This window comes from Bradyrhizobium sp. USDA 4353 (genome assembly GCF_054063215.1).
In genome coordinates, this window is record NZ_JBSSGB010000001.1 from 4,534,949 (window position 1) to 4,553,489 (window position 18,541).

Annotated in this window: 3 protein-coding genes; 2 read left to right on the forward strand and 1 reads right to left on the reverse strand. The window is 65.1% G+C overall.

The window, feature by feature from the left end:
* Window positions 1-77: 77 nt before the first annotated feature.
* Window positions 78-15,719, forward strand: coding sequence for a T1SS-143 repeat domain-containing protein (locus ACVILH_RS20410; protein WP_456714493.1), 15,642 nt, complete (start codon window positions 78-80; stop codon window positions 15,717-15,719).
* A gap of 88 nt (window positions 15,720-15,807) precedes the next feature.
* On the opposite strand, the gene ACVILH_RS20415 is transcribed toward ACVILH_RS20410, so the two are convergent.
* The gene (locus ACVILH_RS20415) at window positions 15,808-16,290 is read right to left on the reverse strand and encodes a hypothetical protein (RefSeq protein ID WP_456714494.1); all 483 of its coding nucleotides are present in this window, start codon (window positions 16,288-16,290) and stop codon (window positions 15,808-15,810) included.
* Window positions 16,291-16,575: 285 nt separating this feature from the next.
* Here ACVILH_RS20415 and ACVILH_RS20420 point away from each other — a divergent pair, with 285 nt between their 5' ends.
* Window positions 16,576-18,480, forward strand: a complete 1,905-nt coding sequence (locus ACVILH_RS20420; RefSeq protein ID WP_456714495.1) for an acyltransferase family protein — start codon at window positions 16,576-16,578, stop codon at window positions 18,478-18,480.
* Window positions 18,481-18,541 lie beyond the last annotated feature (61 nt).

Genomic DNA, 18,541 nt, shown 5'->3' on the forward strand with positions numbered 1-18,541 from the left:
GAATTAAACTTTAATAATAGTTTAATCGCAGAAATGGGAGCGCCACCAAGGCGCCCCGCATATGGAGATTGTGGCGCATGAATGCTCCTGTCCTGCTGGCCCAGTTGACCGGCACGTCCTCGCAGCCATCCAGCGCCAACGCAAAGCATGTGAAGATCGAGAAGCCGCAGGGCAGCCAGGCTGTCACGGTTCATCTCGATGGTCAGAGCCAGATCGATTTCAGCGACATCGCCAGCGAGAAGCTGACTTTCGTGAAGATCGGCAACCGGCTGATCATCCTGTTCGACAATCAGTCGACGGTGTCGATCGATCCGGTGTTCGACAACAATGGCGCGCCGCTCAAGGATGTCAGCTTCGAAGTCGGTCCCGACCGCATCATCAATGGCGATCAGTTTGCCGAGCTGTTTCCGCTCACGACCGATCAGTCGGTGCTGCCCGCGGCGGGAACGCCGGGCGCTCCGGGCGTGCCTGCGGGCGCGAATTTCGGCGGCTTCACCATCGATCCGCTGAACGGCGGCACGCCGCTGGCGCTGCTGACGGGCGAATCGATCTCGGGCAATTTCGGCCAGACTCCGACCACGCCGAACTCCACGCCGATCCCCGGCGGCGTCCAGCCCGCGCTTCTCAATGAGGACGGCCTGTCCGAGGGACGGCCGGGCGGCCCCGGTGATGTCGGCGGCGTCGTGACGAGCTTCACCGGCTCGCTGAACGTCGATTTCGGCACCGACGTGATCGGCCGCGCCTTTGCATTCGCGGCCTCGCAGCCCGGTCTCGCAGGCCTGACGTCGGGCGGCGAGGAGGTGCATTTCGCGATCACCACGATCAACGGCCAGCCCGAGCTGATCGGCTATATCGGCACCGATCCGTCGATCGCCGCCAATCAGGTCTTCACCATGACGCTCGACGCGAATTCGACGATCGAGGGCACCTACACCGTCACTCTGCTGCGTCCGCTCGACCATCCGGTGTTCGGGACCGAGGACACGCTGAACCTCACCGTCAACGTCATTGCGATCGATGGCAGCGGCGACACTGCGCCGGTGACGATCACGATCGGGGTCAACGACGATTCGCCGGTCGCGGCGACCGTCGAGACGACCAGCCTTGCCGAGCAGACCAACGTCGAGGGCGGCTTCGTGCAGACCACCGAGACGGTGGATCTCGGCATCTCCTGGGGCGCCGACAACGGCAACAGCAAGGTCAATGGCGGCTCGAACGGCACTGTGGTGGACGGCGACCGCTCGCTGGTGTTCGCATCCTCGGAGATCGCGACGCTGCAGGCGCTCGGTCTGACCTCCAATGGCGAGACCATCTCGTACAGCGTCTCGGCCGACGGCACCGAGATCATCGCCACGGCCGGCAGCGGCGAGGGCGTGCGCACCATCTTCACGGTCACGCTGTCCGACACGGGATCCGGCAGCTACACCTTCACGCTGTCCGACAATATCGATCATAACGGCGTCCATGGCGCGTCGCAGCCGCTGACCTTCAACGTGGTGGCGACCGACGCCGACGGCGATCCGGTCAACAGCGCCTTCACGGTGAATATCGGCGACGACGGTCCGAGCTTCGGCGAGCGGCCGAGCTATTCGGTGGTCGATGAGGACGGCCTCGGCAATGCCGGCGACAGCTATCATCCGGGCGGCGACGAGGGCGCCTCCGAGGGCGACAGTGTCAAGCCTGTGGTCATGAAGGCCGGCAGCGACGCCGATGGCGAGGACCTCACGGTCACCGAGACGCTCGGCATCCGCTGGGGCTCCGACGACGCCAATATCAACGTCGACGGCGGCATCAACGGTACGCCGATCAATGGCGACCGCGCCGTCACCTTCTCGGCGAACGTGGTGTCGACGCTCGAGGCCCAGAATCTCACCTCCGACGGCTTCACGCTGCGCTACGAGCTGTCGTCCAACGGCACCGTACTGACCGCCTATCGCTACGACGCCGAGCACGAAACCTATGTCGGCGCCGACGGCAAGCCGCTGAACGTCGAGGGGAGCGAAGGGCTTTCGGGCGCTACGGTGTTCACCGTATCGCTGTCCGACGTGGACCGCGGCTCCTACACCTTCACGCTGTCGGGCAATCTCGATCACCCGGTGCATGGCGCCGAGGACGACATCACCCTCAATCTCGGCTTCGTCGCGACCGATTCCGACGGCGACCAGATCACCGACACTTTCACGGTTAAGGTCAACGACGACGCGCCTGTCTTCGGCGAGAAGCCGAGCTATTCGGTGGTCGACGAGGACGGCCTCGGCAACGCCGGCGACAGCTACAAGGGCGGCAGCGACGCCTATGGCGAAGACCTGAAGGTGACCGATACGCTCGGCATCCGCTGGGGCGCCGACAGCGCCAACAGCCATGTCGATGGCGGCATCACCGGCGCGCCGGTCAATGGCGACCGCGCCGTGACCTTCGCATCCAACGTCATTGCGTCGCTCGAGGATCAGCACCTGACCTCGGACGGCTTCGCGCTGCGCTATGAGCTCTCAGCGGACGGCACCACGCTCACCGCCTATCGTGCCGACGCGGTCGGCGAGGGCAGCGAAGGCGGCTCCGGCACCTTGGTGTTCACCGTGTCGCTGTCCGACCAGGGCTACGGCTCCTACACCTTCACGCTGTCGGCGAATCTCGATCACCCGGTGCACGGCGCCGAGGATGACATCACGCTCAATCTGGGCTTCGTCGCGACCGATTCCGACGGCGACGCGATCTCCGACACCTTCACCGTCAAGGTCAACGACGACGCGCCTGTGATCGGCGCGGAGCAGAGCTCCGGCCAGGTCGACGAGGACGGCCTCGGCAATATCGGCGACAGCTACAAGGAAGGCAGCGACGCCGCTGGCGCCGATCTGACGGTGACGAAGACGCTCGGCATCCTCTGGGGCGCCGACAGCGCCAACAGCCATGTCGATGGCGGCATCGACGGCTCGCCTGTCAATGGCGACCGCGCCGTCACCTTCGACACCAATGCGATCCCCTCGCTCGCCGAGCTCGGGCTGACCTCGAACGGCGTTTCGCTGAACTATACGGTGAGCGAGAACGGCACGCTGCTGACCGCCTACCGGTTCGACGGCGAGCACTTCATCGACGCCAACGGCCAGACGACCGAGGATCCGGCGAGCGCCGCGGTGTTCACGGTCTCGCTGTCGGACCAGAATGCCGGCTCCTACACGTTCACGCTGATCGGCAACCTCGACCATCCGGTTCACGGCAGCGAGGACAATCAGGCGCTGTTCTTCAGCTACACCGCCACGGATTCCGATGGCGATGCGATCAACGGCAGCTTCGTCGTCGAGGTCAATGACGACGCGCCCGTGCTCGACGGCAAGCCGAGCCACGGGGTGGTCGACGAGGACGGCCTCGGCAATGCCGGCAACAGCTACGACGATCGTGGCGACGTCGCCGGCGCCGAGCTGACCGCGACCGGCACGCTGGGCATCCTCTGGGGCGCCGACAGCGCCAACAGCCATGTCGATGGCGGCATCAATGGCTCGCCGGTCAATGGCGATCGTGCGGTCACCTTCGCTGCGGATGTGGTGTCCTCGCTCGAGGCTCAGCATCTGACGTCAAACGGCTTCGCACTGCATTACGAGGTGTCGGCCGATGGCACCGTGCTGACGGCCTATCGCTACGACGCAGCCAACGAAGCTTTCGTCAGCGCCGGCGGCAAGCCGACCGAGCAGGCAGGCACTGCGGTGTTCACCGTGTCGCTGTCGGACCAGAATGCCGGCTCCTACACCTTCGAGCTGACCGGCAATCTCGATCATCCGGTGCACGGCACCGAGGACAGCATCACGCTCGATATCGGCTTCGTCGCGACGGACTCCGACGGTGATGCGATCACCGGCAGCTTCTCTGTCGACGTCAATGACGACGCCCCCACCTTCGGCGAGCGCGTCGCCTATTCGGTGGTCGACGAGGACGGGCTCGGCAATCCCGGCAATTCCTATGCGGACGGCAAGGACGCCGACGGCGCCAATCTGACCGTGACCGATTTCCTCGGCATCCGCTGGGGTGCCGACAGCGCCAACAGCCACGTCGATGGCGGCATCGACGGCGCGTCCGTCAATGGCGACCGCGCCGTGACCTTCGCGTCGGACGTGGTCACCACGCTCGAGGCCAAGCATCTCACCTCGAATGGCTTCGGCCTGACCTATGTCGTGTCCGAGAACGGCACGCTGCTGTCTGCGTATCGCTACGATGCCGCGCACGAGACCTATGTCGACGCGAACGGCAAGCCGACGGAAGATCCGTCCAGCGCCGCGGTGTTCACGGTGTCGCTGTCCGACCAGGGGCAGGGCGCCTACACCTTCACCTTGATCGACAACATCGATCATCCCGTCCGCAACACCGAGGACGACGTCACGCTGACGCTCGGCTTCGTCGCCACCGATTCCGACGGAGACGCGGTCGCCAGCACCTTCACGGTGAAGGTCAATGACGACGCGCCGGTGCTGAACCGGGAGATCGCGACCGGCGTGGTCGATGAGGACGGCCTGCCGACCGGCATCGCCGGCGGCCCGAACGACGTCCCCGGCCAGAGCACGGTCGCGACCGGCCATCTCGGCATCTCCTGGGGCGCCGATAGCGCCAACAATCTCGGCAATGTCGGCATCACCGGCTCGGCGCCGGTCAATGGTGATCGCGCGGTCACCTTCGCGTCCGACGCCACCACCACGCTCGCAAGTCAGCATCTGACCTCGAACGGCGTGGCCCTGACCTACGCGGTCGGCGATGGCGGCACCCTGATCACGGCCTATCGCTTCGACGGCCAGCATTATATCGACGGCAACGGCAACTGGACCAACAGCAAGGCCAACGCCGCGGTGTTCACGGTCAAGCTGTCCGACCTGGATTCCGGCTCCTACACCTTCACGCTGCTGGACAATCTCGACCATCCCGTTCCGAACAGCGAAGACAACATCGCGCTGACGCTGAAATACGTCGCGACCGATTCCGACGGCGACCAGGTCGGCGGCTCGTTCAAGGTCAACGTCAACGACGACAGCCCGGTCGCCCAGGCCGGGACAGCCAAGAGCATCAGCGAGGCCGATCTCAACGGCGGCGGCGATTGCGACTTCGGCGGCCGTGACGACGACCGGCATGATGGCTATGGACATGGCGACGATGGACATGGCGGCGGTGATCCGCAGGTCACCGGCGCGCTCAACATCAATTGGGGCGCCGACAACAACGACCGCGGCGCAGCCGATCGCTCGGTCCGCTTCACCAACACGTCCAACGCTGCGGCCGACGTCCATGTGACCAACGGCAGCGATGTCGCGATCAACGGCCTGACCTCCGACGGCCAGACCGTGAAATATGCCTTCGATCACGGCGTGCTGGTCGGCTACACCGGCAGCAGCCTGGCCTATGGCCAGCGCGTCTTCGAGGCCTCGCTGGATGACGACGGCACCGGCACCTACACCTTCAAGCTGCTCGGCAATCTCGACCATCCGGCCGGGCAGGGCAGCAACGTCGTCAAGCTGACCTTCGACTACACCGCGACCGATTCCGACGGCGATTCGAGCAGCAACACGTTCACCGTCACCGTGGTCGACGACGTGCCGACCATCGGTCACGCCGAGAACGAGACGGTCCGGGAATCCAACCTGCCCACCGACATCGTCGATGTGGCGTTCCCCGACGCATCCTTCTCGACCGTGCAGACCGGGCGGCTCGCCATCTCCTGGGGCGCCGACGACAACGATTCCGGCGTGACCAACAACCGCTCGGTGTCGTTCTTCAACACGGTCGCACCGGAAGGCCTGACCTCGAATGGCGAGGCGGTCAGCTATGTGATCTCGTCCGACGGCACCACGCTCTCCGCCGTCACCGCCGATCACCGCACCGTCTTCACCGTCACGCTGAGCGACGACGGCGACGGCAGCTACAAGTTCACGCTGCTCGACAACATCGACCATAGCGGCGCTGGCGCCGACAGCCGGACGCTGAACTTCGGCTTCAAGGCGACCGATTCCGACGGCGACAGCGCCACCAGCAGCTTCACCGTTTCGATCGTCGACGATGTGCCGATCATCGGCTGCCCCGAGGACGAGACCGTCAGCGAAGCCAGCCTGCCGACGACCAGCTACGACACCGGCCACCCCGATGCGTCGAACTCGACGGTGCAGACCGGGACCCTGGACATCTCCTGGGGCGCCGACGACAATAACAGCGGCGTGGGGCACGACCGCTCGGTGGTGTTCACCACCGCTGCCGGTGCAACGGGCCTCACCTCGGACGGCTCGGCGGTCAGCTACAAGGTCTCCGCCGACGGCACCTTGCTGACGGCCGTCAGCGCCGACAACCGTACCGTCTTCACCATCCAGCTGTCCGACACCGGTGACGGCAGCTACAAGTTCACGCTGTACGACAATCTCGATCATCCCTCGTCGGGGGCCAACAAGGACAGCCTGCCGCTGACCTTCGGCTTCAAGGCGACCGATTCCGACGGCGACAGCGTCACCAGCACCTTCAAGATGAACGTGATCGACACCGCGCCGGTCGCGGCGTCCGGTGACTCCCGGACCGTCGACGAGGACGATCTGTCGAACGGCACCGATTCCTCCAAGGAGTCGACAACCGTCAGCGGCGACCTCAACATCACCTGGGGCAGCGACGACAACAACAAGACCGCCGGCGGCGGGCTGGGCGACCGCTCGGTCTCGTTCCGCTATTCGAGCGCCAGCGCCAATGTCGACGCCGAGGACAGCTCAGGCCGCAACCTGAACCTGACGTCGGACGGCCAGACCGTCAAATACGCTTTCGAGAACGGCGTGCTGGTCGGCTACACCGGCACCGATCTCGCTCACGGCACCCGTGTGTTCGAAGTGTCGCTGAGCGATCAGAACGACGGGTCCTACAGCTTCAAGCTGCTCGGCAACATCGATCATCCCGCCGGCTCCGGCGAGAACATCGTCAATCTCTCGTTCAGCTTCACGGCGACGGACGGCGACGGCGACACCTCGAGCAACAGCTTCACCGTGTCGGTGAAGGACGACGTGCCGGTGATCGGCACGCCCAACGGCGCGACCCTGACCGAGAACACCATGGGCGCCGCAGGCGCGGAGGTGTTCGAGACGCAGACCGCCTCGAACGTGGCGCTCAACATCAATTGGGGCGCCGACGACGGCAATTCGGGGACCGCCAATCGCAGCGTCGGGTTCGATGCATCGATCCACAGCGGCGATATCGTCAAGACGACCGGTTCCGGCAGTCCGACGCTGACCTCGAACGGCGTGGCCGTGCAGTTCATCCGCGTCTCGGATACCGAGATCTGGGGCGTCGCCAACGATAATGGCGGCTCGCTGACGCTGAGCGACCGCAAGGTCTTCCACGTCACGCTGTCCGACAACGGCTCGGGCAGCTACACCTTCGAGCTGCTCGACAATGTCGACCACATCGGCTCCGGCCAGACCAATGCGCTTGCATTGAAGCTCGGCTTCGCCGCCACCGACGCGGACGGGGATTCGGCCACCGGCAACTTCACCGTCACCATCAATGACGACAACGGCCGGCCGGCGATCGGGGCTCCCGTCGCAGTCACGGTTGACGAGGACGGCCTGTCCGGCGGCAATACGGCACCTGCAGCGGGCGACGCCCCCGGGGCCGACGTCACCGCAACAGGCTCGCTCGCGATCTCCTGGGGCGCCGACGACAACAACACTGGCTCGGTCAATCGCGCGGTGGCCTTCTCCGGCTTCACGAACGGCGCGAACGTGTCCTCGGATGCCGGCCTGCTCAAGGTCGACGGCGCGCAGGTCAAGTACTGGGTGGTCGGCAATACGCTCTACGGCTACACCGGCTCCAATCCGGCCAATGCCAACACCGCGCCGGCAGCCTCCAACCAGGTGTTCAAGGTCAGCGTCGATGACTCCAGCGCCGGCAGCTACAGCTTCACGCTGCTGAAGCATGTCGACCATCCGGCGGGCCAGGGCGAGAACGACGTCAAGCTGACCTTCGGCTTCACCGCGACTGATGGAGATGGCGACAGCGCCAGCTCGTCCTTCGTTGTGACGATCAACGACGACAGCCCGGTGGCGACGGCGACGACGCTGGCAGCCACCGTCTACGAGACTGAGCTGCCGAACGGCATCTTCACGGTCAACAATGGCGGTGGGCACGGCAGCGACCTCAACGGCGACGGCAACAGCGACGATTCCTACTTCACGGGCAATCTGACCTCGCTGGTGTCGTTCGGCGCCGACAAGCTCGGGACCTATACGGTCGAGAAGACCGATCTCGCGCCCGAGTTGCTCTCGCTCACCTCCGGCGGGGTGGCGCTGACCTACAGCATCGATACCGCCAACAACATGCTGGTCGGCAAGGCCGGCAACGTCACGATCCTCGAGTTCCAGGTCGACGCCAACACCGGCCAGTATTCGTTCCGCCTCAAGGGCCCGCTCGACCACGTCGGCACCGGCCACGACAATACGCTGACCCTCGACCTCTCGACGGCCGTGACCGCGGTCGACTCCGACGGCGACAAGCTCGCGCTGCACGACCAGATCAGCATCACCGTCCGCGACGATCGTCCGTCGTCCCAGGATATCGACACCGTCACGATCTCGGAGGCGGCGGGCAGCGTCTCCACCGGTGCCGTCGATCTGCAGGTCAAGTATGGCGCGGATGGCGACAGCGCCGGTCCGTCGCTGACCTTTGCGAATGCAACGCCCAAGGTCTTCGACGCCGACAATCACCAGCTCTCGGGCCTCACATCGCTCGGCGTCGGTCTCACTTACGCGCTGTCGGCCGACCACACCACGCTGACCGCCTATCGTATGAACGGCGTCGGCAGTTATATCGGCCAGGACGGCAAAGCGACGACGAACCCCGCCGACGCCGCGGTGTTCACGATGTCGCTGTCGGACGCGGGCTCCGGCTCCTACAACTTCACGCTGCTGCAGCCGCTCGATCATCCCGCGCCGTCGGGCAATGCGAATGCAGCCAGCCAGTATCTCGACCTCAATTTCAGCTTCACGGCCGAGGATCGCGATCACGACACCGCCACCAACAACTTCACCGTGCGGGTCGATGCCGCGGGCACGGCGACCACGGTGCGTTACGACGCGCCGAATTCGCCGGTGTTCGTCAATCTCGGCGACAGCTCGGCCACGATCCTTGGCGAGACGGTTGGTGCGCACAGCGTGACCGATCGTGCGTCGGTCACCGACAAGGTGGTGGGCATCGACAAGCTGGGCGGCATCACCGAGGCCCATGGCTCCGGCGGTGACGACATCCTGGTGGGCGGCAGCGGCGCCGATGCTCTATACGGGGGCGCTGGCAACGACATCATCAAGGGCGGGGCGGGTGACGACAGGTTGTTCGGCGGCGCCGGCAACGACACCTTCCTCTACACGGTCGGGGACGGCAACGACGTTATCGATGGCGGCTCGGAAACCGGCTCGACCCTCCCGAACTACGACGTGCTTGCGATCACCGGAGATTCGAACGCGCGCAATTTCACCATCGGCAAGGCCGGTTCGGGCACCGATATCAACCCGACCCTGAACGATGCCGGGGCGAGCAACGCGACCGATATTCTGGTGCGCTATGATGGTCCAAACGGTGCAACGATCCGTGCCGACGAGATCGAGCGTGTCACCATCACCGGCGGCACTGCCGCCGACACGGTGACGATCACCGACATCAGCGGCACCGCGATTGCACCCTCGACCATCGTGTTCAATGGCGGGTCCGGCAACGACACACTCGACCTGACCCGGTTCGCCGGCAACACCAGCGTGGTCTCGGACGGCGGCGCCGACAGCGACACCGTGAAGTTCGGCTTCAAGCTCTCCGAGGCGACCTACACCAAGGTGTTCGCCGACGACGGCAAGACGCTGATCGGAGTGAACGTCACCCATAACGGGGTGACCGATACTTTCACCAATTACGAGAGCTTCGCCTTCACCGACGGCACGCGCACGCTGACGGGCGTGTTCAATACCCCGCCGGTCGCGCATGACGATAAGGTGCAGACCTCGGAAGATTCACCGCTGACGATCAATTCGCTGCTGAGCCTGCTCAACAACGACACCGACGTCGACAACAATACGCTGACCGTCACCGGCGTCGGCAATGCGACGCACGGCACGGTCTCGCTGAACAACGGCAATCCGCTGTTCACGCCGGACAAGAACTTCTCCGGCGTCGCCGGCTTCGACTATACGATCAGCGACGGTGATGGCGGCACCGCGACTGCGCATGTCACCGTCGACGTCGCGCCCAAGGCGGATGCACCGACCCTGGGCTTCTCCGATACCACGCCGGCGACGGGCGCCGAAGACACGGCGATCGCCCTCAAGGTCATCACGGCCGCGGTCGGCGATCACGACGGCTCCGAAAGCCTGCGAATGCTGATTACGGGCTACCCGGACGGTGCGACCTTCTCGGTCGGCCATGCCGGCACCGGCGATGATGCGGGCAAGTGGGTGATCGACGACCAGGCCGCAATCGCCAACTTCAACAGCCAGCCGCTCAAGGTGACGCCGCCGCTGAACTACAATGGCTCGTTCACGCTTTCGGTGGATGTCGAGGTTACCGATCACGCCACGCTGTCCGACGGGAAGGATCACGCAGACGTCGCGACCGCCCATGTGCAGAACATCGGCGTCATCGTGGCCCCGGTCAATGATGCGCCCGAGATCCACGCGCCGACGCAGGTGACCACGAACGAGGACACGTCGTTCCAATTCACGGGTGCGAACGCGATTACATTCTCCGACGCGGACGGTGATGTCGTCGAGTTCGTGCGGATAGAAGTCGTGGGCGGCTCGCTCTCGCTCCCGTCGATCGGCGTGTTTGACGTCAAGCACTCGGTCTCGCTGTCCGGGTTCAATATCAGCGAGCTGAACCAAAATCTCCAATCGGCCGTGTTTACGCCGGATGCGGACAGGGATGTTCCGGCGTCGGTCACGATCACCATCAACGACAATGGCAATGTCGGCAGCGGCGGCGATCTGAGCGCGACGCAGACGGTCACGATCAATATCGACCCGGTCGAGGATGCACCTGTTGCCGTCGATGATGCGGTAACGGCGACCGAAGACACGACGCTGACCGTGTCCGATCCGGTGAAGGGCGTCCTGCACAATGACCGTGACCCGGACACCGGCGACACGATCAGCGTTGTCGCGGGCGACTTTACGACGGCCAAGGGCGGCACGATCCACTTCAACGCCGACGGCACCTATGTCTACAAGCCGAAGGCCGACTTCTACGGCGCGGATACCGTCGACTACACGGTGCGTGATGCGGCCGGGCAGACGGACACCGGCACGCTGACGATCAATGTGACGCCGGTCAACGATGCGCCGGAGGTCCATGCCCCGACGCAGGTGACCGCCAATCAAGGCGTGGCGTTCGCTTTTAGCGGCGCGAATGCGATCACCTTCTCGGACGCGGACGGCGATGTTGCCGAGTTCGTGAGGCTTGACATCGTTGGCGGCTCGCTCTCGATCCCGTCGCTCGGCGTGCTCGATGCCAAGCAGTCGGTCTCGCTATCCGGGTTCGCGATCAGCGATCTCAACCACTATATGGAGTCGGCCGTGTTCACGCCGACTAGCGACCAGCCCGGTTCGATCACGATCACCATCAACGACAACGGCAATGTCGGTGGCGGTCCCCTAAGCGACACGCAGACCGTCAATATCGCGGTGATCCCCGCCAACCATCCGCCGGTGGCGAACTCCGATACCAATACGGTGCTGGAGGACGGCACGCTCAACATCTCGGTGGCGAACGGCGTGGTCCGCGGCTCCACCGGCGGCTCGGTGGCCGATACGGATGCCGACACCGGCGCGTCTTCGCTCGTCGTATCCGGCGTCGTCGCCGGCACCGGCAGCGTGACGCAAGGGGCAAGGGTCGGGACCTCGATCGAGGGGACCTACGGCCACCTGACCTTGAAAGCCGACGGCTCCTACATTTATGTCGCCGACAAGGCCGACCCGCTCGCGGCCGGTGTGCAGGCGATCGACACCTTCACCTACACCGACAAGGATCCGTCGGGCGCGGTCTCGAACACCGCGACGCTGAAGATCACCGTCACCGGCGTCAACGATGCGGCCGTGATCACCGGAGATTCCAGCGGCACGATCGCGGAGGAGGGGGGCATCGGCAATAGCCAGAGCAGCCCGCTCTATGCCATCGCGCGCGGTGACCTCAACTCGACCGATGTCGACGGCCACAACGACGTCTGGCAGGCGGCAGCCTCGAACACGGCGAACGGTTACGGCTGGTTCGACATCGGCAGCGACGGCAAGTGGACTTACGGGCTCTACAACAACAACCCGACGATCCAGGCGCTGAAGGAAAACCAGGCCACGCTGACCGACAGCTTCACGGTCTACACCGAGGACGGCACCGCCAAGACGGTGACGATCCAGATCCTCGGCAACAACGACGCGCCGACCCTGCAGAACGCGCTCGTGGACCGCAACTCGGCCGAGGACCAGCCGTTCAGCTTCACCATTCCGGCGAACACGTTCGCTGATGTCGACGGTCGCTTCGACGGCAGCAACGGTCCGCTGACGCTGTCGGCAAACCTCGCCAACGGCAGCGACCTGCCGGCGTGGCTGCATTTCGATGCGGCGAGCGGCACCTTCAACGGCACGCCACCGGCGAATTTCGCCGGCGCCGTGAACGTCACGGTCTATGCCTCTGACGGCGAATATGCCGCCTCGGACACGTTCACGCTGACCATCACGCCGGTGAATGACGGGCCGGCGACCGTGACGGTGTCGGGCAACGCTGTTCAGGGCCAGACGCTGACCGCCAATCTCGGCAGCGACCCCGATGGCGCCGCGTCCAATGTCGCCTATCACTGGCTGCGGGACGGCGCCGTCATCAACGGCGCGACGGGATCGACCTATACGCTCGGCTCGAACGATGTCGGCCACAAGATCTCGGCCAACATCACCTATACCGATGGTCAGGGCTTCGCCGAGAACGTGACCAGCAGCCAGACCGGCTCCGTCACGCTGCCGAACCATGCCCCGACGTTCGGGGCGGGAACCACCGCGGGAAGCGTGACAGAGGATGCTTCCTACGGCGTGCAGACCGGCAATCTGGTCCAGAACGGCACGTTCAGCTACTACAACAACCACTGGTACACGCTCGATGCGTGGACGGTCGGAGGCGCGCAGGCGGTCAAGGTGATGGGCGGCCACACGGACGGCGGCTCGGCCGAGTTCTACGGCTCATCGAGCTCGATCAGCCAGACCATTACCACCGTCGTCGGCATGACCTATACCGTCGACTTCTACGTCATGGCCAACGGCACGCCCGTCACATCGGCCGTGGACGGAACCACCCTCCTGACGAGCACCACTTGGCATCGTGACTGGACGGAGCAGACCTACCAGTTCACCGCGACCTCGACGACGACGACGCTCAAGTTCACCAGCGCGGGCGGAGCCGACATCGACGACATCTCGGTGCAGGTCACGGGCGTCACGCCCGGGGTCGAGAAGGCGTCCGGCGCGATCGCCTTCACCGATGTCGACGGTGACAGCCAGACGGTGAGCTACACGACACCGGCGGGCAGCAACTACTACGGCTCGTTCAACGCCACGGTCGACAACACCAATCACAAGGTGAACTGGACCTTCACCGTCAACGACTCCGACATCCAGTCGCTGCGCGCCAGCGACCACATCGATCAGACCTACACGGTGCAGCTCAACGACGGTCATGGCGGGACGAGCACGCAGACCGTCACGGTCACCGTGAACGGCGCCAACGATGCGGCGTCGATCAGCGGCCCGGCGACGGGCACGGTGAAGGAGGACGGCACGCTGACCGCCGGCGGCACGCTGAAGGTCACCGATGTCGACAGTGGCGAGGCCGTGTTCCAGACGCCCGCCTCGCTGGCGGGCACCTACGGCAACTTCACCTTCAACGCGGCAACCGGCGTCTGGGGCTACACGCTCAACAACTCGGCCGGCAACGTGCAGGCGCTCAATGACGGCGAGGTCAAGCATGACACGCTGACGGTGAAGTCGCTCGACGGCACCGCCAGCCAGATCATCGACGTCACGATCAACGGCACCAACGAGCCGGGCCCGCTGGCGGTCGTCGACACGACGAGCGTGGACGGACGCTACGCGCTGTCCCAGAACACCGACTCGCCGAACACGATCGGTCTGAATGCTGCGTCGTTGTTCTCCGGCGGCACCGGGACGGTGACCTACACCACGGCGCTCGTCTACGCCTCGACCGGCGACGACGGCTGGATTCACCGTAGCGGCACCCAGTTCAGCGGTGATCCGAACAACAATGATGCGGGCCTGTACGTCTACAAGGTGACGGCAACCGACTCGGTGTCGTCGGTGTCGACCTATGTCGCCTTCAACGCGCTCGACAATCAGGCCTACAACCTCACCATCAACTCCCTGTCGAGCAATCCGAACCTCGCGGGCTCAGCACCCTGGCTGTCCGGCTTCAGTGCCTATGACGGCGACGCGATCACCGCGACCGTCGACAACACGCTCGAAGCCAACGCCAACAACGGCTACGACGTCATGATCGGGTCGAGCGGCGGCAACAACTTCAACGGCGGCGCCGATGATGACGGCATCTACGGCCTCGGCGGCGCCGATACGCTGCTCGGCGGTGCCGGCAACGACTTCATCGACGGCGGCGCCGGAAACGACTCCATCCGGGGCGGCAGCGGCAACGACATCACCATCGGCGGCTCCGGCAATGACACCTTCTATTGGGGCGTCAATGACGGCGTCGACATCGTCGATGGCGGCTCCGGCACCGACACGTTCTCGATCGAGGGCACCAACGGCCAGGATTTGCTGTATGTGACGCTCGCCAACGGCGTGATCACCGACGTGAACGGAACGAAGCTGAGCAATATTGAGTCGGTGATCGCTGATCTCGCCGGCAGCTTCAACGACACGCTGACCTACACCACGACGGAATCGGTCAACGTCAACCTGGCGGCAGGCACCGCGACCGGCTTCACGTCGCTGCTCAATGTCGAGCGGGTGACCGGCGGCTCGGGCGACGACACCCTGGTCGGGAACAGCTTTGCCAACACGCTCAACGGCGGCAATGGCAACGACATCATCCGCGGCGGCGACGGCGATGACAACATCGACGGCGGTGCCGGGATCGACCTGCTCGACTTCTCCGACGCCACCGCCGGAATCAGCTTCACGCTGGTGCAGGGTAGCAACCCGACGTATATCGGCGCCAACCTCTCGGGCGTCGGCCACGACACCTACAAGAACATGGAAGGCGTCATCGGGTCTGCCTACAACGATGAGCTTTACGGCTCATCGGGCAACGACGTGCTGATCGGCGGCCGCGGCAGCGATCAGCTCACCGGCAATGGCGGCTCGGATACGTTCAAGTGGCAGGCCGGCGATCTCACCGGCGGCGGCGTCGATGCGATCCTGGACTTCCAGACCGGAACGTCCGGCGATGTCATCGATCTCTCGGCGCTGCTCGCCAACGTCTCCGGCAATCACGCCGATGCGGTGCGGTTCGTCGACAGCTCGAACCCGAGCCACTCGAGCCTTGCCTCCGCCAACGGCGCCGGCGTGCTGAGCAACGGCGACCTGACGGTGCAGATCAACACCGGCTCGGGCTGGACCAGTGTCGCGACCATCAGGGACAACGGCACCAACCTCACCGGGGGTGACGACGTCATCAAGATGATCCTGGACAACAGCCAGACGCAGGTGCAGGTCCACGTCTGATCGGACCAGCTTCGGAGACACGAAGGGCCGCCCGTGAGGCGGCCCTTTTCATGTCTGAAGCGATTGTCGCGCCGCTGAGCGGACGACGTCAGATCTTCTGGCCCGCGGGGCCGACGCCAACGTTGATCGTGATCCGCTGCAGCTCGGTGCGGCCCTGCGGAAACTTGACCTCGAGCGTCACCGTGTCGGTGCCGGCAAAATCGGCCTTCGACTGGTAGAAGGCGATGAAGCCCGGCACTTCCAGCGCCAGGCATTGCTTGTAGTTCGTGGCCGAGATCTTGCCGCGCTTGATCGAGACGGTGCCGTTGCCGGGCGGCGTGACCAGGCGGATCGAGGGCAGGGGGCCGGAGGAGCAGTCGGGCTGCACGTTGAGATAGACGCCGACCTGAATGGCCTTTCCGGCAACGCCCTTGGCGTTGCGCTCGACCGTGGTCTGGGCAGGCGCTGGAGCCGGAACAGGCGCGGGGACAGGAGCAGGGACAGGCGCAGGCGTCGCGGGTGCAACCGGCGCTTGCGCCAGGGCCGCCGAGGCCGCGAACAGCAGGCCTGCGACGGCAAGCCCCTCGCGCAAGCTGCACCATCTCAGTCTCGATCGATTCGTCCTTGGCATCAGCCCCTCGCTCCCTGCGTCGCCACCAGATTGCCGCATTCGGACCAATCGTTCAACGGATCGTCGTATTTGCCTGGACTGCGAGCATGAGCTGTAGCGCTGGCAGCGCTCGGGTCCCCCATCCTGAAGTCGCAACTGCGATCGGCGCCGTCTGCTGATCATCATGACGCGATCCTGACTGTTTCCAATTGTGGCCATTCATGTCTGTCCATATCGTGCGCGCGAACAGGCGTAGGATGGACTGAGTTGGAAGCGCGTTATCGGGCGGATATCGATGGCCTCAGGGCGATCGCGGTCTGCATTGTGGTTTTGTTCCACCTGAAGGTTGCCGGCTTTGGTGGCGGCTTTGCCGGCGTCGACATCTTCTTCGTCATCTCGGGCTATCTGATCACCGGGCATATCCTGCGCGACATCGAGCTCGGCGTGTTTTCCTTCGCTGCGTTCTATGCGCGCCGTGCGCGGCGAATTCTGCCCGCGCTCATCGTCACGATCATGCTGACCTTCGCGGCCGGCTGGCTGTGGCTGCCGCCGGACGCCTTGCGCCAGCTCGCCAAGGAGGCGACGCACGGCCTGCTATCGATCGCCAACATTCAATATTGGCGCGAGTCCAACCAATATTTCGCGCCGAGCTCGGATCAGCTCGGGCTGCTGCATCTGTGGTCGCTCTCGGCCGAGGAGCAGTTCTACCTGATCACGCCGCTGATTCTTGTGCTGCTCAGCCGCGTGCGCCTGGTCGCGTCGGGAATCGCGCTGTGCGGCGTGGCGTCGCTCGTGGCCGCCGTCCTCTGGTTGCGGCGAGATCCCGAGGCCGTCTTCTTCCTGACGCCGTTTCGCGTCTTCGAATTCGCCCTCGGCGCACTGGCGATCGCGCTGGAGCGGCGTTTCGCGACCTGGCCGATGATCCGGACCGTGGCTGCGTGGGGCGGTTATGCGCTGCTGTTCTCGAGCCTTCTCGTCATCGCGCGCTTCCAGCACGACGCCGGGCTTGGCGCCCTGCCACCGAGCATCGCGACGGTCGCGATCATCGCAGCGAACAGGCCGTTGCGCCTGTTCGCCAACCGCGCGGTTCTGGCTGTCGGACGGTCGTCCTACTCGCTCTATCTCGTGCACTGGCCGGTGATCTACTTCGCCGCCTTCATCTTCGGCGAGCAGGCCTCCAGCACCACGGGACGGATCGTGCAACTGCTGCTCATGGCGGTGCTGACCGCGGCGATGTTTGTTCTGGTCGAGCAGCCCATTCGTCGCCTGCAGGGTGCGCCATGGAGGCAGGGCGCCGCCTTTGCCGCGGTGATCGCCCTCTGTGCCGTCGCCACGCATGCAACCTTCAAGGCCGACGGCGTGGCGGGGCGGCTTCCGGAGGAGCAGCGCGCGCGGCTCGAGCTGCAACGCTTCGGCATGAGCCCCTGCGGTCGGTCCGGCGAGGACTGCGCGTTCGGTGCGCCGGCCGGCTCCCGTGGACTGGAGCTGCTCGGCGATTCCTACGTGCATCAATATGTCGCCGCGCTGGACGAGCCGCTGAAGGCCCGCGGCATCAATGGCAGAACGTCGACGGTCGGCGGCTGTCCGATGCTGCTGGGAGTCGCTCCACTGCCGCCGCGAACGGCCGAGTGCATTGCGCTTCGCGATCGCGAGCTGGCGCGCGTCAAGGCGTCTCCGGCCGATCTCGTCGTGATCGGACAGGCCTGGCACCTCTATGTCGAGGGCCCCGGGCAGCCGGATGAGCGGAGGGCAAGCGAGATCCGCGATGGCCTGCAAGCTCTGCTGGCTCTGCTCGACCGGCCGGGCCGCCGCTTCCTGATCATCGGCGGCCAGATCAGGCCCGTGGCGTGCAGCTTCGATCACATGCGGATGCAGCCGGGTCCGTTGTGGCACGCGCCGCCGCCGCGCTGCGCTCCGTTCGACACCGCTCGGGCGCGCGCAGATACGCGTGAGATCGATGGCCTGCTCGAGCATGCCTTGATGGGACGCGACAATGCCGTGCTGCTGCGGCCGGCCGAGCTGTATTGCGACAAGGACTGTCCGGTCGTCCGCGACGACGGCGTCTGGCTGTTTCTCGACCCCGGCCATTTCACGGTGGCAGGGGCGCAGCTGATGGGACAACGCGCCGACTCCGTGATCTCCCAATTCCTCTCCGACCAATCCAGGCCGTAACGCAGCCCGCGGTCGCCGTCGAACATGGGCCATTCCTGGGCGCTGCCATGCGGCTGCCGGC

What these genes read in the sequence shown, in the direction of transcription:
- ACVILH_RS20410 (WP_456714493.1), top strand. Translation starts at nt 78, where the DNA reads ATGAATGCTCCTGTCCTGCTGGCCCAGTTGACCGGCACGTCCTCGCAG.